General features: G+C 72.4%; 15 protein-coding genes and 1 tRNA gene. 14 read left to right on the top strand and 2 right to left on the bottom strand.

All coding sequences use genetic code 11. The annotated features are described in order from the left end of the window. Positions 1-132: 132 nt before the first annotated feature. From OP86_RS02520 to OP86_RS02545, 6 genes are all read left to right on the top strand, one after another. Positions 133-1,080: an ABC transporter substrate-binding protein gene (locus tag OP86_RS02520; protein ID WP_234434750.1), complete on the top strand. Its 948-nt coding sequence runs from the start codon at positions 133-135 to the stop codon at positions 1,078-1,080. Between the two features lie 28 nt (positions 1,081-1,108). Continuing rightward, positions 1,109-2,101, top strand: coding sequence for an amino acid ABC transporter permease (locus OP86_RS02525; RefSeq protein ID WP_033330738.1), 993 nt, complete (start codon positions 1,109-1,111; stop codon positions 2,099-2,101). A gap of 29 nt (positions 2,102-2,130) precedes the next feature. After that, a complete protein-coding gene (locus tag OP86_RS02530) occupies positions 2,131-2,883 on the top strand; it encodes an amino acid ABC transporter ATP-binding protein (RefSeq protein WP_030057556.1) in 753 nt (250 codons plus the stop codon). 66 nt (positions 2,884-2,949) lie between these two features. Next, positions 2,950-3,939 (top strand): ABC transporter substrate-binding protein, encoded by a 990-nt coding sequence (locus tag OP86_RS02535; RefSeq protein WP_030057555.1) that lies wholly within the window; start codon positions 2,950-2,952, stop codon positions 3,937-3,939. A gap of 190 nt (positions 3,940-4,129) precedes the next feature. After that, a complete protein-coding gene (locus OP86_RS02540) occupies positions 4,130-5,332 on the top strand; it encodes a serine/threonine-protein kinase (protein ID WP_051829585.1) in 1,203 nt (400 codons plus the stop codon). Positions 5,333-5,532: 200 nt separating this feature from the next. Next, positions 5,533-6,384 (top strand): fumarylacetoacetate hydrolase family protein, encoded by an 852-nt coding sequence (locus tag OP86_RS02545; RefSeq protein WP_030057553.1) that lies wholly within the window; start codon positions 5,533-5,535, stop codon positions 6,382-6,384. Positions 6,385-6,451: 67 nt separating this feature from the next. Here OP86_RS02545 and OP86_RS02550 read toward each other — a convergent pair whose 3' ends face one another. Continuing rightward, positions 6,452-7,207, bottom strand: coding sequence for a TetR/AcrR family transcriptional regulator (locus OP86_RS02550; protein WP_106973316.1), 756 nt, complete (start codon positions 7,205-7,207; stop codon positions 6,452-6,454). Positions 7,208-7,347: 140 nt separating this feature from the next. On the opposite strand from OP86_RS02550, the gene OP86_RS02555 reads away from it, so the two are divergent. From OP86_RS02555 to OP86_RS02565, 3 genes are all read left to right on the top strand, one after another. Further along, positions 7,348-9,054, top strand: a complete 1,707-nt coding sequence (locus OP86_RS02555; RefSeq protein WP_030254891.1) for a DUF885 domain-containing protein — start codon at positions 7,348-7,350, stop codon at positions 9,052-9,054. A gap of 256 nt (positions 9,055-9,310) precedes the next feature. Further along, a complete protein-coding gene (locus tag OP86_RS02560; protein WP_234434758.1) occupies positions 9,311-10,849 on the top strand; it encodes an MFS transporter in 1,539 nt (512 codons plus the stop codon). Between the two features lie 235 nt (positions 10,850-11,084). Then, positions 11,085-12,083, top strand: coding sequence for a trypsin-like serine peptidase (locus tag OP86_RS02565; RefSeq protein WP_051829586.1), 999 nt, complete (start codon positions 11,085-11,087; stop codon positions 12,081-12,083). A 164-nt stretch (positions 12,084-12,247) separates the two neighbouring features. Here OP86_RS02565 and OP86_RS02570 read toward each other — a convergent pair. Further along, a tRNA-Arg gene (locus OP86_RS02570) sits at positions 12,248-12,319 on the bottom strand. 198 nt (positions 12,320-12,517) lie between these two features. On the opposite strand from OP86_RS02570, the gene OP86_RS02575 reads away from it, so the two are divergent. The 5 genes from OP86_RS02575 (at position 12,518) to thrC (ending at position 18,789) form a co-directional block, all read left to right on the top strand. Continuing rightward, on the top strand, positions 12,518-12,937 hold the full coding sequence (locus OP86_RS02575) for a response regulator (protein ID WP_051829587.1): 420 nt from the start codon (positions 12,518-12,520) through the stop codon (positions 12,935-12,937). Between the two features lie 94 nt (positions 12,938-13,031). Further along, positions 13,032-14,693: an arginine--tRNA ligase gene (gene argS / locus OP86_RS02580; protein WP_030057548.1), complete on the top strand. Its 1,662-nt coding sequence runs from the start codon at positions 13,032-13,034 to the stop codon at positions 14,691-14,693. Between the two features lie 165 nt (positions 14,694-14,858). Further along, on the top strand, positions 14,859-16,250 hold the full coding sequence (gene lysA / locus OP86_RS02585) for a diaminopimelate decarboxylase (RefSeq protein ID WP_030254902.1): 1,392 nt from the start codon (positions 14,859-14,861) through the stop codon (positions 16,248-16,250). A 139-nt stretch (positions 16,251-16,389) separates the two neighbouring features. Continuing rightward, positions 16,390-17,682, top strand: a complete 1,293-nt coding sequence (locus OP86_RS02590; protein WP_030057545.1) for a homoserine dehydrogenase — start codon at positions 16,390-16,392, stop codon at positions 17,680-17,682. Between the two features lie 9 nt (positions 17,683-17,691). After that, positions 17,692-18,789 (top strand): threonine synthase, encoded by a 1,098-nt coding sequence (gene thrC / locus OP86_RS02595; protein WP_051829588.1) that lies wholly within the window; start codon positions 17,692-17,694, stop codon positions 18,787-18,789. Positions 18,790-19,043: the final 254 nt, after the last annotated feature.

Below are 19,043 nucleotides of genomic sequence, written 5' to 3' on the forward strand. Positions count from 1 at the left end.
GCAGCCCACCGGATCCCGCTCACCCGAAAGGTTCCGCCATGCCCGTCGAGTTCCTCGGCATCGCCGCCACCGGCGACGGTTCCGTCCTCGTCCCGGCCCCCTGATCCGTCCCCGCCCCCCGAAAGGCCCCCCGTGAGAACCAGCACCGTCCGCCGCCGCCTGCTCGCGACCACCGCCCTGCTGCCGGTCCTGGCGCTGGCCGCCTGCGGCTCGGACCCGAAGATCGCGGGCGCGGCGGGGGCGGGCGGCCCGGCCGCCACCGCCACCGAGGACGTCGTCTCCGGCCTGGCGAAGTCGGAGACCGCCGCCGCCCTGTTGCCGGAGGAGGTCCGCAAGGCCGGCACGCTGACGTTCGGTTCGTCCTTCGGCGCGCCGCCCAGCGCGTTCTACGCTGACCAGGTCAGCAAGAAGCCCGCCGGGATCGACGTGGACCTCTCCGACGCGGTGGCCAAGCTGCTCGGCCTGACCGTGCAGCGCGAGGAGGCCGCGTTCGAGACCATCCTCCCGGCCCTGGACAGCGGGAAGTTCGACGTCGGCACCGGCAACTTCGGGGTCACCACGGCCCGGCTGAAGACCATCGACTTCGTCACCTACATCGACGACGGCCAGGGCTTCGCGGTGAAGACGGACAACACCGCGATCCAGCCGGTCACCGACCTGGTCCAGCTGTGCGGCCTGACCGTCGGCACCGGCGCCGGCACCACCTTCGAGACCACCCTCAACAGCCGGAAGAACGTCTGCACCGACGCGGGGAAGAAGCCGTACGAGGTCAAGGCGTTCAGCGAGAGCGGCGCGCTGCTGACCGGCCTCCAGCAGGGGCGGGTGGACGTCGAGATGTCCACCATCAACGGCCTGCGCCACCAGGCCGCGCAGGAGGCCTCCGGCACCCGCTTCCTCGGCGAGTTCCACCGCCTCGACGTCGGCTTCGCCTTCAAGAAGGGATCGAAGCTCACCCCGGCCTTCCAGGCGGCGGTCAACCAGCTGATCAAGGACGGGACGTACGAGCGGATCCTGCGCAAGTGGGGGGTCGCCGATTCGGCGATCAAGGAGTCGCAGATCAGCCCGCCCGAGCACGCGTGAGCGCCGACCCCGCCGAAGGAGCCCTCCGATGACCGTCACCACCGAAGCGCCACCGGCCCGCCCCGGACGGGCGGCCGCGGCCCCCGTCGACCTCGACCTCGACGCGCTGGACGGCCTGCGGACCGTCCCCGCCCGGCACCCCTGGCGCTGGGCCGCCGGGATCGCCGCGCTCGTCGTCCTCGCCCAGTTCACCCACGGCCTGGCCACCAACCCGGCCTGGGACTGGGCCACCTTCCGGGTCTACTTCACCGCCGACACGATCCTCCGGGCGATCGGCCGGACCCTCCAACTCACCGCCTACGGCACGGTGCTGGGCTTCCTGCTGGGCGCCGTGGTGGCCGCGCTGCGGCTGTCCCGCAGCGCGATCCTGAGCTCCATCGCCTGGGCGTACGTCTGGGTGTTCCGCTCGATCCCGCTGATCGTCCAGCTGGTGTTCTGGTTCAACCTCTCCTACCTGTACAAGCGGTTCGGGATCGGCATCCCGTTCGGCCCGACCTTCGGCAGCGTCGAGACCGTCGGCGTGCTCAGCGCGCTCGGGGCGGCCGTGCTCGGCCTCGGGCTGCACCAGGCCGCGTTCGCCGCCGAGATCATCCGCGGCGGGATCATCGCGGTGGACGCCGGCCAGCGCGAGGCCGCCGCCGCGCTCGGCATCCCACGCTGGCGGCAGGCGTGGCGGATCGTGCTGCCGCAGGCCATGCGGGGCATCCTGCCGGCCGCCGCCAACGAGGTGATCTCGCTGCTCAAGGGCACCTCGGTGGTCTACGTGATGGCCATCGGCGAGCTCTTCTACCAGGCCCAGGTCATCTACGGCCGGACCGGCCGGGTGGTGCCGCTGCTGATGGTCGCCACCGTCTGGTACGTGGTGCTGACCACCCTGCTGTCGATCGGCCAGTACTACGTCGAGCGCTACTTCGCCCGCGGCGCGCAGCGCACCCCGCCGCCCACCCCGCTGCAGCGCCTGCGGGCCTTCGTCCGCACCACCGCCCGTACCGCCGTCCGTACCACTGGAGGACAGCCGTGACCACGACCCTGACCAAGGCCGCCGCCCCGATGGTGCAGGTCCGCGGCCTGCACAAGAGCTTCGGCCGGCTGGAGGTGCTGCGCGGGGTCGACCTGGACGTGCCGGCCGGCTCGGTGACCGTGGTGCTCGGTCCGTCCGGCTCCGGCAAGTCCACCCTGCTGCGCGCCATCAACCACCTGGAGAAGCTGGACCGCGGCCACGTCGCCATCGACGGCGAGCTGATCGGCTACCGGCGCTCCGGGGACAGGCTGTACGAGCTCAAGGAGCGCGAGGTGCTGCGCCAGCGCACCGGCATCGGCTTCGTGTTCCAGAACTTCAACCTGTTCCCGCACCTCACCGTGCTGGAGAACCTCGTCGAGGCGCCGGTCTCCGCGCTGCGCCGCCCCCGGGCCGAGGCCAGGGCCGCGGCGCTGGCGCTGCTGGAGCGGGTCGGGCTGGCCGACAAGGCGGCCGCCTACCCCCGGCAGCTGTCCGGCGGGCAGCAGCAGCGGGTGGCGATCGCCCGGGCGCTGGCGCTGGAGCCCAAGGTGCTGCTGTTCGACGAGCCCACCTCGGCGCTCGACCCGGAGCTGGTCGGCGAGGTGCTGGACGTCATCAAGGACCTCGCCCGCAGCGGCACCACGATGATCGTGGTCACCCACGAGATCGGTTTCGCCCGCGAGGTCGCCGACACCGTGGTCTTCATGGACGGCGGCGTGGTGGTCGAGCAGGGCCCGCCGGCCGAGGTCCTGGACCGTCCGCGGCAGGAGCGCACCCGGGCCTTCCTGGCCAAGGTCCTCTGACCCGCTCCGTCGCCTCCCCTCCCTCTCAGCCCTTTCAAGTCCCCTTCACCGAGCAGGAGTTCCGCCATGTCCCTACCCCGTCGCGCCCTCGTGACCGCGGCCGCCGCGCTCGCCGCCGCCCTCACCCTGGCCGGCTGCGGCAGCGGTGCCACGGGCGCCGCGGCGGAACTCGCCCCCGGCAAGGGCAGCACCGCGCCGGACGGCACGGTGGTGAACCTGTCGCCGAAGCAGAACCGGGTCGCCACGCCCAAAGTCGACGCGATCGCCGCGCTGGTCCCGGAGGAGATCAGGAAGCGCGGGACGCTGACCGTCGTCGACTCCCTCGGCACCACCCCGCCGCTGGACTTCTACGCGAACGACGACCGGACCGTCATCGGCGTCGAGCCGGACCTCGCCTCCCTGGTCGGCAACGTGCTCGGCCTCAAGGTCGAGTTCACCCCGGTGTCCTGGGAGAACATCTTCGTCGGCCTGGACAGCGGCAAGTACGACGTGGGCTTCTCCAACATCACCGTCACCGAGGCGCGCAAGGAGAAGTACGACTTCGCCACCTACCGGCTGGACATCCTCGGCTTCGAGGCCAAGAAGGGCAGCGGCCTCAAGGTCACCGGCGCCAAGGACCTCGCGGGCCGGAGCGTCGGCGTCTCCAGCGGCACCAACCAGGAGAAGCTGCTGCTCTCGTGGAGCGAGGAGAACGTCCGCAACGGCCTCAAGTCGATCGACATCAAGTACTTCCAGGGCACCGAGTTCTACCTGGCGCTCTCCTCCGGCCGGATCGACGCCTACGTCGGCCCCAACCCGAGCCTCGCCTTCCACGTCGCGCAGAGCGGCGAGACCGAGATCGTGGGCACCTACTCGGGCGGCGGCGCGGACGTCCTCGGCAAGATCGCGGCGACCACCAGGAAGGACAACGGGCTGGTCGGGGCACTCAACGGGGCGCTCGCAGAGGTGATCAGGAACGGCATGTACGGGCAGGTGCTCAAGCGCTGGGGCCTGGACAACGAGGCCGTCCCCACCTCCGAGGTCAACCCGCCCGGGCTGCCCAAGCCCAAGCCGTAGCCGTGGCCGTAGCCCAAGCCGTAGCTGGAGCCGTAGCCGTGGCCGTAGCCCAAGCCGTAGCTGGAGCCGTAGCCGTGGCGAACCCCGGAACATCCGGCCCGGGCCCGTTCACCCGTTCGTCCCCGGCCGCCGCTAAGGTGACCCCTCCGACGGCGAACGCCGGGCGGGCGCGGTCGAGTTGGGGGACGGCATGGAGAAGGGCGACGTGCTCGGCGGTCGCTTCCGGCTGGAGGAACGGCTGGGCAGGGGCGGCTTCGGCGTGGTCTGGCGGGCGACGGACCTGGAGATGCGCCGGCAGGTCGCGGTCAAGATCCTGCTCGCCGAGCACGCCACCGACCGGGAAGCGGTCAGCCGGTTCGTCCGCGAGGCCGAGACGGCCGGCGGCCTCAGCAACCCGCACATCGTGACCGTGTACGACTACGGGCGGACGGCCGTCGGCTCCGGCGAGATCCCGTACCTGGTGATGGAGCTGGTCCGCGGCCGGGCGCTGTCCGAGGTGCTCAGGGGCGGCCTGCCGGACCACGCCAAGGCGCTGCGCTGGATGCGCCACGTGTGCAAGGCGCTGGACGCCGCGCACCGCTCGGGCATCGTCCACCGGGACATCAAGCCCGAGAACGTGATGATCACGGACGAGGGGGAGCGGGCCAAGGTCCTGGACTTCGGCATCGCCCGACTGGTCACCCAGACCGTCCGGCTCACCTCCACCGGCAACGTGGTCGGCACCGTCCCCTACCTGGCGCCCGAGTGCTGGTCCGGCGGCACGGTGGACGGCCGGGCCGACCTCTACGCGCTCGGCGTCATGCTGTACGAGGTCTGCACCGGCGGGCGCCCGTTCCGCGCGGCCTCGGTCGCCGAGTACATCCGCAAGCACCTGGACGAGGTCCCGGCCCGGGTCCGCAGCAAGGACCCGGCGCTGGCCGAGCTGGTCGCCGGGCTGCTCGCCAAGTCGCCCGAGGACCGGCCGACCGACGCCGCCGAGGTGCTGGAGCGGCTGCGCGCGGTCCGGCCGGGGATGCTCCGCCCGGACGACCCCAGCCCGGAGCAGCTGCGCCGGCGGGCCGACCGGGCCTGGCAGCACGGCGCGGCGGGCGAGCCGGCGGAGGCGGTGGAGATCCTCACCGCGCTCGTCCCCGACTTCGCCCGGATCTGCGGCCCGGCCGACCCGCGCACCCTGCGCACCTGCCACGACCTGGCCCTCTGGCTGGCCCGGGACGGCAGCCCGGGCACGGCCGTCGCCCTGCTGGACGAGCTGACGCAGACGCCGGGCGCCGCCCGGGAGGCCCGGGCGGACGCGCGGCGCGACCTCGCGCACTGGCAGCGGGAGGTCGCCAGGCTCGGCCCGGGCCGGCCGCGCGCACTGAGCCTGGCGGTGCTGCTCGGCGTCGGCGGATAGGGCGCGCCTGACGGTTCCCGCCGGGTGTCAACCGTGCAGCCACCCGATCCGGGCCCCTGGCCGGGCCGGGAATCGGGAGGATTTCGCCCATCGGGACGGTCTGGTCCGCCGCCCCGGGGCGTTGGTATACCTCGTTGCCGGACGCGGGAGCGGTGTCCGTGCCGCCCCGTGAGCTGCGACGAAAGGCTGGTGAAGGATCGATGAAGCTCCTGCGCGTCGGACCCCCGGGCGCCGAGCGCCCGGTCGTCCTGGGTGAGGACGGCACCGCGTACGACCTCTCCGGGCGGTCCCGCGACCTCGACGGGGACTTCCTGGCCGGGCTGGACCCGGCCGCGCTGGCCCGGGAGGTGGCCGCCGGCGTCCTGCCGGTGGTGGACCTGGCCGGGCAGCGGGTGGGCGCGCCGGTGGCCCGCCCGGGCAAGGTGGTCGGCATCGGGCTCAACTACCGCGACCACGCGGCCGAGGCCGGGGCGGCGATCCCGGCCGAGCCGGTGATCTTCCTCAAGCCGAGCAGCACCGTGGTCGGCCCGTACGACGAGGTGCTGGTGCCGCGCGGCGGCGAGAAGACCGACTACGAGGCCGAGCTGGCCGTGGTGATCGGCCGCACCGCCCGCTACCTGGACGGGCCCGAGCAGGCCGCCGCGGTGATCGCCGGCTACACGATCGCCAACGACGTCACCGAGCGGGCCTTCCAGTTCGAGCGCGGCGGCCAGTGGGACAAGGGCAAGTCGGCGGAGACCTTCACCCCGCTCGGGCCCTGGCTGGTCACCGCCGACGAGGTGGCGGACCCGCAGGCCCTGTCGCTGCGGCTCTGGGTCAACGGCGACCAGCGGCAGCACGGCAGCACCGCGGAGATGATCTTCCCGGTGCTCGAACTGGTCCGCTACGCCAGCCAGTTCATGGTGCTGGAGCCGGGCGACGTGATCGTCACCGGCACCCCGGCCGGGGTCACCCTGGGCCGCCCCGGCACGCCGTACCTCGCCCCCGGCGACGTCGTCGAGATCGAGATCGACGGCCTCGGCCGCCAGCGCCAGGTGCTCGGCAAGGCGTAGGCCGCGCGGAGCCCCGACCCTTGGCACGGGGGTCGGGCCCCAGAGCCCTCGTCGGGCCCCAGAGCCCTCAGTGCGCCGCCAGCACCGCGCGCAGCCGCTCCGCCCGTGGAGCCTCCGGCCCCTCCAGCGCGAGCAGCCCGGCCAGCACCTGCGCCGTCTGCGGGTCGTGCAGGGCCGTCGCCGCCGCCATCGCGGTGAACTGGTCCACCAGCCAGTCGCGCAGCTCGGCCACCGGCAGCGTCCGCCCCTCGTCCAGCCAGCTCAGCGACGCGCCCTCGACCACCGCGATCCACGAGCGCACCAGCAGCGTCAGCCGCGGCCCGGCCTCCCGCACGCCCAGGTGGCGCAGTGTCCGCCGCAGCGCCGCCCGTCGGACGTCGTCCACGATCGCCGAGGTGCGGGCCGTCTCCACCACCGAACCGCCGCGCAGCAGCGCCGAGTAGCCCGCGTCGTGCTCGGCCACGAACGCGAAGTAGCCGTCCAGCACGGCCGCCAGCTGCTCGGACGGCGTCCCGGCCAGCGGCACGGCGAAGCGGCTGGTCAGCTCCTCGGCGGCGGTGCGCAGCGCGGCCTCGTACAACTGCTGCTTGCCGCCCGCGAAGTAGCGGTAGACCAGCGGGCGGGAGGCCCCGGCGGCCTCGGCGACGTCGTCCAGGCTCACCTCCTCGGGCGGCCGGGAGGCGAACAGCTCCAGGGCGACCGCGATCAGCTGCTCGCGCCGCTGCTGGACCGGCAGCCGCCGGTAGCCGGTGCGGCGCGGGCGCAGGTCGGGTACGGCCGGGGCGGGCACCTGATCGGCTGCCGGGGTGGGGCGGGCGTCCATGGCGGCAGCGTAATGGGTGCCGGACGGAACGGATCCTGTCGCGGCCGAACGGATTTTCGCGGGTCGGCGCGGGTGCGGGGGGCGCGGACCGGGGGCGGCAAAGGGGTTGCAAACCGGCCGTGCCACGAAATGATGTCCGGATGGTTGAAGAACTGATCACCGCCGACGGCAGCACCCCGCGCCGCATCGCCGACGGTTACGTCCGCGCGCTCGCCGAACTCGACCCGCTGACCGCGGTCTACCTCGGCCTCAACCCCGAGGACGACCGGCTGCCCGACCTCTCCCCGGCCGGTGCCCAGGCGATCGCCGACCTCGCCCGCCGCACCCTGGCGCAGCTCGACGAGGCCGAGCGGGCCGGCGCCGCCGACGACGAGGCCGAGCGCCGCTGCGCCCGGCTGCTGCGCGAGCGGCTGACCGCCGAACTCGCCGTCCACGAGGCGGGGGAGCACCTGCGCGCGGTGCGCAACCTGGCCTCCCCGGTGCACGACCTGCGGGAGTCCTTCACCCTGATGGCCACCGGCACCGAGGCCGAGTGGCAGGTGGTCGGCCGCCGGCTGGCGAAGGTCCCGGTCGCGCTGGAGCAGTACCGGCAGACCCTGGCCGCGGGCATCGAGCGCGGCCTGCTGGCCGGTCCGCGCCAGGTGACCACGGTGGTGGGGCAGATCGCCGAGTGGCTGGAGGGGGAGGTTCCGGGCGGCTGGTTCGGGCAGTTCGTCCAGGACGCGCCGCAGGCCCTGCACGCCGAGCTGTCCGGGCACGCGGTGGCCGCCACCGAGGCGCTGGCCGCCCTGCGCGACTGGCTGCGCGACGTGTACGGCCCGGCCGCGGCCGGCACCCCCGACGCGGTGGGCCGTGAGCGCTACCGCCGGTGGGTGCGCTACTGGTCCGGCGCCGACCTGGACCTGGACGAGGCGTACGCCTGGGGCTGGACCGAGTTCCACGACCTGCTCGCCCAGATGCGGGCCGAGGCCGAGAAGGTCCTCCCGGGCGCCGACCCGATGGCGGCGATGGCCTGGCTGGGCACCGACGGCCCCGCCGTCGAGGGCGCCGAGGGCATCCGGGAGCACCTGCAGGGCCTGATGGACCAGGCGATCAGCGACCTCCAGGGCACCCACTTCGACCTGGCCGAGCCGGTCACCCGGGTCGAGTCGAAGATCGCCCCGGCGGGCAGTGCCGCCGCGCCGTACTACACCCCGCCGTCGCTGGACTTCAACCGTCCCGGGCGGACCTGGCTGCCGCTGCTGGGCCGGGAGCGCTTCCCGCTCTGGGACCTCGTCTCGATCTGGTACCACGAGGGCGTCCCGGGCCACCACCTGCAGCTCGCGCAGTGGAACTACGTCGCCGACCGGCTCTCCACCTACCAGGTGAGCCTCGGCGGGGTCAGCGCCAACCTGGAGGGCTGGGCGCTGTACGCCGAGCGCCTGATGGACGAGCTGGGCTACCTCACCGACCCGGGCCACCGCCTCGGCTACCTCAACGCGCAGATGATGCGGGCGCTGCGGGTCATCGTCGACATCGGCATGCACGCGGGCCTGGAGTTCCCGGCGGACTCCCCGTACAAGCCGGGCGAGCCGGTCAGCCCGGAGCACGCCCGCGAGTTCTTCGGGCAGTACTGCGGCCTGAGCGACGACTTCCTGGACAGCGAGCTGGTCCGCTACCTGGGCATGCCCGGCCAGGCGATCGGCTACAAGCTCGGCGAGCGCGCCTGGCTGCGCGGCCGGGCGGCGGCGCGGGCGGCGCACGAGGCGCGCGGCGAGGAGTTCGACCTCAAGGCCTGGCACATGGCGGCGCTCTCGCAGGGCTCGCTGGGGCTGGACGACCTGGTCGAGGAGCTGTCGGCGCTGTAGTCCGTCGTACGGAACCAGGGTCCTGGGGGCTCGTCCCGAAGTCCCAGGACCCTGGTTCTTTTGTCCCGAGAGTCCGATTTGGCGAGGATTTTCCTTGCGATTCCGTCGGGCCGGGGTAAAGGCTGGAAGGCGACTGCGTGACCTCTCCGCCCCACTCCGGAAGGCTCGACCAGTGTCTGTGCAAACCGCCACCGGTCATGAGGACGCGGACCGTCGCCGCTGGTGGGCGCTGGCGGTCATCGCCATCGCCCAGCTCATGATCGTCCTCGACATCACCATCGTGAACATCGCCCTGCCGTCGGCCCAGAAGGACCTGGGCATCTCCGACGCCAACCGGCAATGGGTGATCACCGCCTACACGCTCGCCTTCGGCGGCCTGCTGCTGCTCGGCGGACGGCTGGGCGACCTCTTCGGCCGAAAGCGGGTCTTCACCATCGGCCTGCTGGGCTTCGCCCTCGCCTCCGCCATCGGCGGCGCGGCGGCCTCGCCGGCCATGCTGTTCGGCGCCCGTGCCCTGCAAGGAGCCTTCGGCGCGCTGCTCGCGCCCTCGGCGCTGGGACTGCTGTCGACGACCTTCAGCAACCCCAAGGAACGCAGTACGGCCTTCGGCATCTTCGGTGCGATCGCCGGCAGCGGCGCCGCGATCGGCTTCATCACCGGCGGCCTGCTCACCGAGTACCTGAACTGGCGCTGGTGCCTGTTCGTCAACACCCCGATCGCCGTCGGCGCGGCCTTCGCCGCCTCCTACGTGCTCTCCCGCGACCACATCGCCAAGGGGCGCCGGGTCAGACTGGACCTGCCGGGTGCACTGCTCGGCTGCAGCGGGCTGCTCGCCGTCGTCTTCGGCACCTCCGAGGCCGTGACCCGGGGCTGGGTCGACTGGCTGGTGCTGGGCTCGCTGGGGCTCGGCGTCCTGCTGCTGGCGCTCTTCGTCCTGGTCGAGAAGCGAACCGACCACGCGCTTCTCCCGCTGCACATCGTCGGTGAGCGCAACCGCGGCGGCGCCGCGCTCTCGGTGGGCCTGGCCATGGTCGGCATGTTCGGCCTGTTCCTGTTCCTCACCTACTACCTGCAGGTGATCAAGCACTTCTCGCCGGTGATGTCCGGGGTCTCCTTCCTGCCGATGACCGCCGCGATCGTCACCAGTTCGACGGGCTTCGCGGCACGGCTGATGACCAGGGTGCCGTCCCGCAACCTGATCGCCCCCGGCCTGCTGCTCGCCGCGGGCGGCATGGCCTGGCTGACCCAGATGAAGGTGGACAGCCCGTGGGCGGCCATGGTGCTGCCCGCCCAGCTGCTGCTCGGCTTCGGCATGGGCATGGTGTTCATGCCGTCGATGAGCCTGGCCACCCTCGGGGTCGCCCCGAACGAGGCCGGCGCCGCCTCGGCCACCATCAACTCGGCCCAGCAGGTGGGTGGTTCGTTCGGTACGGCGCTGCTGAACACGATCGCGGCCAGCGCCACCGCGACCTACCTGTCCGCCCGGATCGCCGCCGACCCGCTGGTGCGGGCGAAGGGCGCGGTGCACGGGTACGCGGTCGCCACCTGGGTGGCGATGGGGGTGCTGATCCTCGCCGCACTGGTCGCGTTCCTGATGATCAACCATCGTCCGGAGCCCGGTGAGGCCGCCGCCGTCGAGGGCGGCGCCGAAGCCGCCGCGACAGCCTCCACCGTCCGGGCCGTGGACGGCCGGCCGAGCCCGCGGGCCGCCGCCATGGCCGACGTCAAGGCCAACGTCCGGGCGGGCGGCGAGGTTCGCACGGAAGCGGGGGCGGAGCAGCCACCGGCCGATTGAAACCCGCAGCAAGGTCCTGCAGTCAACCTCCGGCGCCTGCTTGACTCCTGGCCACCGTCCAGGGATCAAGGAGGCGCCGTCGTGCTGCCCGAGACCACGCCCACTGAGGCCCGAGGGGCGCCTGGGTGACGGAATTCTCATCGTCCTCCAAGCCTTCGGTAACGACCTTTCCAGGCGGAGGCGTCATAGTCGTTTGACCGAACGCCGCCACCGAACCCGGGCAGGAGAGACAGGCATGGGGAAGCACCGCCGCAAGAGGTCCGGCCGCCGCCGTCTTCTTGCCCCGTCCCTGTTCACCGCCCTGTCCGCCGTCGTCGTGGCCGCCGCGGTCGCCGGCACGCACGGGCTGGACCTGACCGACGCGACGGCCGCCGGGAAGGCCGCCCGCAACACCCGCGCCGCCGTCGCCCCCACCCCGGCCACGGCGGCACCGGCCGCGCCCGCCCCGGTGGTGGCCCCCACGCCGAGCGGCAGCCCGACCCCGGCCGCCGGCCCGGCGGACAGCCCGACCGCGGGCCCGGTGCCGACCGACTCCGCGTCCTCCTCCACGCCTGCCGCCGCCCCCGACACCCGCGGCGTCGCCCTCGGCGCCACCGCGGCCGCCCCCGCCGCCGACCGCGAAAGCGCCATCGTCGGCGCGCTGTTCAGCGGTTCGGTGGCCGCGGGCAACCACTTCTGCACCGCCAGCGTGCTGCACAGCAGCACCCGCAACCTGCTGCTGACCGCCGCGCACTGCCTCAACGACACCGACGGCGTCACCTTCGCCCCCGGCTACCGGGACGGCTCCGCCCCGTACGGCACCTGGCAGGTGACCGCGATCCACACCACCACCGGCTGGGCCCAGAAGGGCGACGAGGACGAGGACTTCGCGATCCTGGAGACCGCCCCCAACAACGGCCGCGAGGTCGAGGACGTGGTCGGCGGCAACCACCTGGGCGCCGGCGAGCCCTTCGGCGCCACCGTCCGCCTCTACGGCTACCCCGCCGACTCCGAGACGCCCAACCTCTGCACCAACACCACCGGCAAGCAGGGCAGCTACCAGCGGGTCGTCGATTGCCCCTCGTACCCGGGCGGCACCAGCGGCGGCCCCTGGATCAGCGCGACCACCGGTGACGTGGTCGGCGCCATCGGCGGCTACCAGCAGGGCGGCGACGCCGACGACGTCTCCTACAGCGCCTACTTCGACCACACCATCGCAGGCCTCTACATCCAGGTCGAGGCCGCCACCTCCTGAGCCTGCGGGGCGGGAGCGTGCCGGGGCCGGAGCCCGCGGGAGCCGGCCCCTAACCGGGGCCCGAACCGGCCCCGGACCGGTCCCCGGACATGACGAAGGCCCAGATCCGTGGATCAACTCCACTGATCTGGGCCCTGATTACACTCTCGCAATCACTGCGTGAGTGCCCCCGGTAGGATTCGAACCTACGCACCCGCCTCCGGAGGGCGGTGCTCTATCCCCTGAGCTACGGGGGCCTTTCGGCCGGTCGGCGGCTCGCGCTTCCGACGTGGAGAACACTACCAGGCCCGGGCCGTGGTCCGTGCACGGCCCCCTTGGAAGATTTGTAGGGGCCGGGAAGGCGGTCGGGGCGGCCGCGGCGGGCGGGGGAGCGGAAGTGCCCAAAGGCCGGACGGGGCGGCGGGGCCGCGGATACCCTCGGTGAGGTGTCGGGAGTGTCCGGGCGGGTCCTCGTGGTGGACGACAGCGAGGTGATCCGCCAGCTGATCAGGGTCAACCTGGAGCTTGAGGGCTTCGAGGTGGTGACCGCCGCCGACGGCGCCGAGTGCCTGGAGGTCATCCGCCGGGTGAAGCCCGACGTGGTGACGCTGGACGTGGTGATGCCGCGGCTGGACGGCCTGCGGACGGCGGCCCGGCTGCGCGCGACTCCGGACACCAGCCGGCTCCCGATCGCGATCGTGAGCGCCTGCACCCCGGCCGACCTCGACCTGGGGGACACCGTCGGCGTGGACGGCTACCTCGGCAAGCCCTTCGACCCGGCGGACCTGGTGGCTCTGGTCCGCCGCCTGATGCTGCTCGGCGGACCGTCCGGCGGATTTCGCCCTGAGCGAACAGACCGCAGAGATCGCGGCTGAGACCCCCGGCGAGGACGGCGTGGCGGCGCCCGCGGGCGTCTCAACCGGTAAACCGGGTGCGGGCGGGCACCCCGTCTCGCCTACGCTTGGCGTCGTGACCCCCGCAGACCTTTCCCAGGCAATCCAGGCCGCAGTGAGCTCCGCCGTCGAGGCGGGCGAACTGGCCGTCGCCGTGCCCGAGCACGTGACGGTCGAGCGGCCCAAGAACAGGGACCACGGCGACTACGCGACCAACGTGGCCCTCCAGCTCGCCAAGGCGGCCGGCAAGCCGCCGCGAGCCGTTGCCGAGGCCCTGTCGGAGCGCCTGCGAGGGATCACCGGCGTCGCCAAGGTCGACATCGCCGGTCCGGGCTTCCTGAACATCACCCTGGACACCGCCACCGCCGGCGCGCTGGCGCGCACCGTCGTCGAGGCGGGCGAGGCCTACGGCCGCAACGAGGCGCTCAAGGGCCTCAAGATCAACCTTGAGTTCGTCTCCGCCAACCCGACCGGCCCGATCCACATCGGCGGCGTCCGCTGGGCGGCCGTCGGCGACTCGCTGGCGCGCGTGCTGCGGGCCTCCGGCGCCGACGTCACCACCGAGTACTACCTCAACGACGCCGGCGTGCAGATCACCAAGTTCGCCGCCTCGCTGCAGGCCGCCGCGAACGGCCGCGAGGTGCCCGAGGGCGGCTACGTCGGCGAGTACATCGTCGACATCGCCAAGGCGCTCACCGAGGCGATCCCGGGCGTGCTCGACCTCTCCGAGGAGGAGCAGCTGCAGGTCTTCCGCACCGAGGGCCTCAAGCTCATGGTCGGCGAGATCCAGCGCTCGATGGACGAGTTCGGCACCCACTTCGACGTGTGGTTCTCGGAGAAGACGCTGCACGACTCCGGCGCGGTCGAGAAGGCCATCGACCGGCTGCGCGAGCAGGGCCACGTCTTCGAGAACGACGGCGCGGTGTTCCTGCGCACCACCGACTTCGGCGACGACAAGGACCGCGTCCTGATCAAGGCCGACGGCGACAAGACCTACTTCGCCGCCGACGCCGCCTACTACCTCTCCAAGCGGGACCGCGGCGCCGAGGTCGCGCTCTACATGCTGGGCGCCGACCACCACGGCTACGTCAACCGCCTCCGGGCCATCTCGGCCTGCGCGGGCGACGACATGGACCACAACATCGAGGTGAAGATCGGCCAGTTCGTGAAGATGCTTCGCGACGGCGAAGAGGTCCGCATGTCCAAGCGGGCCGGCAACATCATCACGATCGACGACGTGGTCGAGTGGATCGGCGTGGACGCGGCCCGTTACACCCTGGCGCGCTCCTCCACGGACTCGACGATCACGCTGGACATCAACCTGCTGACCAGCCAGAGCAACGAGAACCCGGTGTTCTACGTGCAGTACGCGCACACCCGGATGTGCGGCGTGGCGCGCAAGGCCGCCGAGCTGGGCGTGGACAAGGGCGCGGCCGAGCAGTTCAAACCCGAGCTGCTCGCCACCGAGTGGGAGAACGACATCCTCGGCGCCCTCGGCGAGTTCCCGCGCGTGCTGGCCACGGCCGGTGAGCTGCGCGAGCCGCACCGGGTCGCGCGCTACCTGGAGGACCTCGCGGGCAAGTACCACCGCCTGTACGAGAACTGCATGTTCCTGCCCAAGGGCGACGAGGAGCTCACGGACACGCACCGTGCCCGGCTGTGGCTGGTCGAGGCCACGCGCACGGTCATGGCCAACGGCCTGACGCTCCTGGGCGTGACGGCGCCCGAGCGGATGTAGGAACCACCCCCAAGCGCACTGCGGGGGCGGCACGACGGTCAACGGGGACCGTCGGCCGCCCCTCGCCATAGGTCTCGAAGGATTCACGAGCATGAGTGAGCGAAGCGAACGAATCATTGATGCTGCGCGTGGCGAATGCCCCGCCGAGCGAAGCGAGGTGGGCGCATGAGTCGATCGGCACACCCCGCAGGCCCCCGGCACGGCGACGTGCTCCCCGACGGCCACTACCAGGCCCCGCCGGCGGACCTGAACGCGCTCGACCCCAAGGTCTGGTCCCGCACCGTCACCCGCGACGCCGAGGGCGTGGCCACCGTCGGCGGGATCGACGTCAAGCGGCTGGCGGCCGAGTTCGGCACCCCGGCGTACCTGCTGGACGAGGAGGACTTCCGGGCCCGGGCGCGCGCGTGGCGGGACGCCTTCGGCTCCGACGCGGACGTCTACTACGCCGGCAAGGCGTTCCTCTCCAAGGCCGTCGTGCGCTGGCTGCACGAGGAGGGCCTCAACCTCGACGTGTGCAGCGCGGGCGAGTTGGCGGTGGCGCTGGCCGCCGGGATGCCGGCGGAGCGGATCGCGCTGCACGGCAACAACAAGTCGGTGGACGAGCTGGAGCACGCCGTGAAGACCGGCGTCGGACACATCGTGGTCGACTCGTACGAGGAGATCGAGCGCCTCGCCGCGATCGCCGCCCGCCAGGGCGTCCGGCAGCAGGTGCTGATCCGGATCACCGTCGGCGTCGAGGCGCACACCCACGAGTTCATCGCCACCGCGCACGAGGACCAGAAGTTCGGCCTGTCGCTGACCGGGGGAGCGGCCGCCGAGGCGGTGCGCCGGGTGCTCGGCCACGGCAGTCTGGAGCTGCGCGGCATCCACTCGCACATCGGCTCGCAGATCTTCGACACCGCCGGCTTCGAGGTGGCCGCCCGCCGGGTGGTCGGCCTGCTGGCGCAGATCCGCGACGAGCACGGCGTCGAGCTGCCCGAGATCGACCTGGGCGGCGGCCTCGGCATCGCGTACACCAGCGAGGACGACCCGCGCGAGCCGGCCGAGATCGCGGCCGCGCTGGCCGACATCGTCCGCCGCGAGTGCGCCGCCGCGAACCTGAACGCCCCCCGGCTGAGCGTGGAGCCGGGCCGGGCGATCGTCGGCCCGACGGCGTTCACGCTGTACGAGGTCGGCACCGTCAAGCCGCTGGAGGGCCTGCGCACGTACGTCAGCGTGGACGGCGGGATGTCGGACAACATCCGCACCGCGCTGTACGACGCCGAGTACTCGGTGGCCCTGGTGTCGCGGGCCAGCGACGCCGAGCCGATGCTGGTCCGGGTGGTCGGCAAGCACTGCGAGTCCGGCGACATCGTCGTCCGGGACGCCTTCCTGCCGGCCGACCTGGCCCCGGGCGACCTGATCGCGGTGCCCGCCACCGGCGCCTACTGCCGCTCGATGGCGAGCAACTACAACCACGCCCTCAAGCCCCCCGTGGTGGCCGTCAGGGACGGTGCCGCGCGGGTGATCGTCCGGCGTGAGACGGAGGAGGATCTCCTGCGTCTCGATATCGGATGACGAAATTCTTGTCTCAGATCATGGAACGACCGTAGATCCGCACGGAAAGTCCCCGAGACTGGTACGGACCGAGGTTACCGGCGGCCCCGGAAAAACCCGCCGGAAATAACGAAGCACGATGAATGCAGAGCGGAGTCGGATGATGCGTACGCGCCCGCTGAAGGTGGCGTTGCTGGGCTGTGGTGTGGTGGGCTCCGAGGTGGCGCGCATCATGACGACGACGGCCGACGACCTCGCCGCGCGCATCGGTGCCCCGGTGGAGCTGGCCGGGATCGCGGTACGCCGGGCCGGGCGGGTGCGCCCGGGCGTGCCCGAGCACCTGATCACCACCGACGCCGAGGCCCTGGTCACCCGAGGCGACATCGACGTGGTGGTCGAGGTCGTGGGCGGCATCGAGCCGTCCAAATCCCTGCTCCTGTCGGCCTTCAAGCAGGGTGCCTCGGTGGTCAGCGCCAACAAGGCGCTGCTCGCCAAGGACGGCACCGAGCTGCACGCGGCGGCCGCCGAGGCCGGGGTGGACCTGTACTACGAGGCCGCGGTGGCGGGCGCGATCCCGCTGCTGCGCCCGCTGCGCGAGTCCCTCGCCGGCGACAAGGTCAACCGGGTGCTGGGCATCGTCAACGGCACCACCAACTTCATCCTCGACAAGATGGACACCACCGGCGCCGGCTACTCGGAGGCGCTGGAGGAGGCCACCGCGCTGGGCTACGCCGAGGCCGACCCGACCGCCGACGTCGAGGGCTTCGACGCCGCCGCCAAGGCCGCGATCCTGGCCGGCATCGCCTTCCACACCGAGGTGACCGCGGCGGACGTCTACCGCGAGGGCATCACCGAGGTGACCGCGGCCGACATCGCCTCCGCCAAGGAGATGGGCTGCGTGGTCAAGCTGCTCGCGATCTGCGAGCGGGCGGCCGACGGCGAGTCCGTCACCGCGCGGGTGCACCCGGCGATGATCCCGCTGTCGCACCCGCTGGCCTCCGTCCGCGAGGCGTACAACGCGGTGTTCGTCGAGGCCGAGGCGGCCGGCCGGCTGATGTTCTACGGCCCGGGCGCGGGCGGCTCGCCGACGGCCTCCGCGGTGCTCGGCGACCTGGTCGCGGTCTGCCGCAACAAGCTGGCCGGCGCCACCGGCCCCGGCGACTCGGTCTACACGCAGCTGCCCGCCAAGCCGATGGACCAGGTGGTCACCCGCTACCACGTCAGCCTCGACGTGGACGACCGTGCGGGTGTGCTCGCCCAGGTCGCGTCCGTCTTCGCCGAGCACGGCGTCTCCATCGACACCGTGCGCCAGCAGGGCCGCGACGGCGACGCCTCGCTCGTCGTGGTCACCCACCGTGCCACCGACGCCGCGCTGTCGGCGACGGTCGACAAGCTCCGCGCGCTGGACAGCGTGCGGGACGTGGCCAGCATCATGCGGGTCGAAGGGGAATAAGGAACAGCCATGAACGCCGTTGCCGAGAACGTCGTCCGAGGCGCGCACACCCACCAGTGGCGCGGCCTGATCGAGGAGTACCGGGACCGCCTGCCGGTCACCGCGGCCACCCCGGTGGTCACCCTGCTGGAGGGCGGCACGCCCCTGGTTCCCGCCCAGGTGCTCTCCGAGCGCACCGGCTGCGAGGTCTACCTCAAGGTCGAGGGCGCCAACCCGACCGGCTCCTTCAAGGACCGCGGGATGACGATGGCCATCTCCAAGGCGAAGGAGGAGGGCGCCCAGGCGGTCATCTGCGCGTCCACCGGCAACACTTCGGCCTCCGCCGCCGCGTACGCGGTGCGGGCCGGGATGGTCTCCGCGGTGCTCGTCCCGCAGGGCAAGATCGCCCTCGGCAAGATGGGCCAGGCGCTGGTGCACGGCGCCCGGATCCTGCAGGTCGACGGGAACTTCGACGACTGCCTCACCCTTGCGCGTGAACTGTCCGAGAAGTACCCGGTGGCCCTGGTCAACTCGGTGAACCCGGTGCGCATCGAGGGCCAGAAGACCGCGGCCTTCGAGATCGTCGACATGCTCGGCGACGCCCCGGACATCCACGTCCTGCCGGTCGGCAACGCGGGCAACATCACCGCGTACTGGAAGGGCTACCGCGAGTACGCCGCGGACGGCCTGGCCTCCCACACCCCGCGGATGTGGGGCTTCCAGGCCGCCGGCTCGGCCCCGATCGTGGACGGTCACCCGATCCTCAAGCCGCAGACCATCGCCACCGCGATCCGGATCGGCAACCCGGCCTCCTGGGACTTCGCGCTCGCCGCGCGGGACGAGTCCGGCGGCCTCATCGACAAGGTGACGGACCGTCAGATCCTGTCCGCCTACCGGCTGTTGGCCTCGCAGGAGGGCGTCTTCGTGGAGCCCGCCTCGGCCGCCTCGGTGGCCGGCCTGCTGGCCAAGGCGGAGGCCGGGCTGGTCGACCCGGGCCAGCGGATCGTCTGCACCGTGACCGGCAACGGCCTCAAGGACCCGGACTGGGCGGTGGCCGGCGCGCCGCAGCCGAAGATCGTCCCGATCGACTCCCAGGCGGCGGCCCGCAGCCTCGGACTGCTCGACTAGCGACGGGGCCTGACGCATCGACGGGCCGACCCTTTCGAGGGTCGGCCCGTCACAGTTCTCCGGTGACACTTTTGTGTCAATTCCGCTTCGCATTCCGAGCCGATTTCGCTCCGCTCTTTGACCGGGGAGGGTGTGCATTCCGGCCAGAACCGGCAACACACCAGATCGAAGGCCCACGGGGTGTACCGCTCGGGAACCTCTCTTCGATACTCTGGCTCCGGCCGTGTGGCACATGCCCCGGGCCCGGCACCGTC

This window comes from Streptomyces novaecaesareae (assembly GCF_000716875.1).
GTDB classification, from domain to species: Bacteria; Actinomycetota; Actinomycetes; order Streptomycetales; family Streptomycetaceae; genus Kitasatospora; species Kitasatospora novaecaesareae.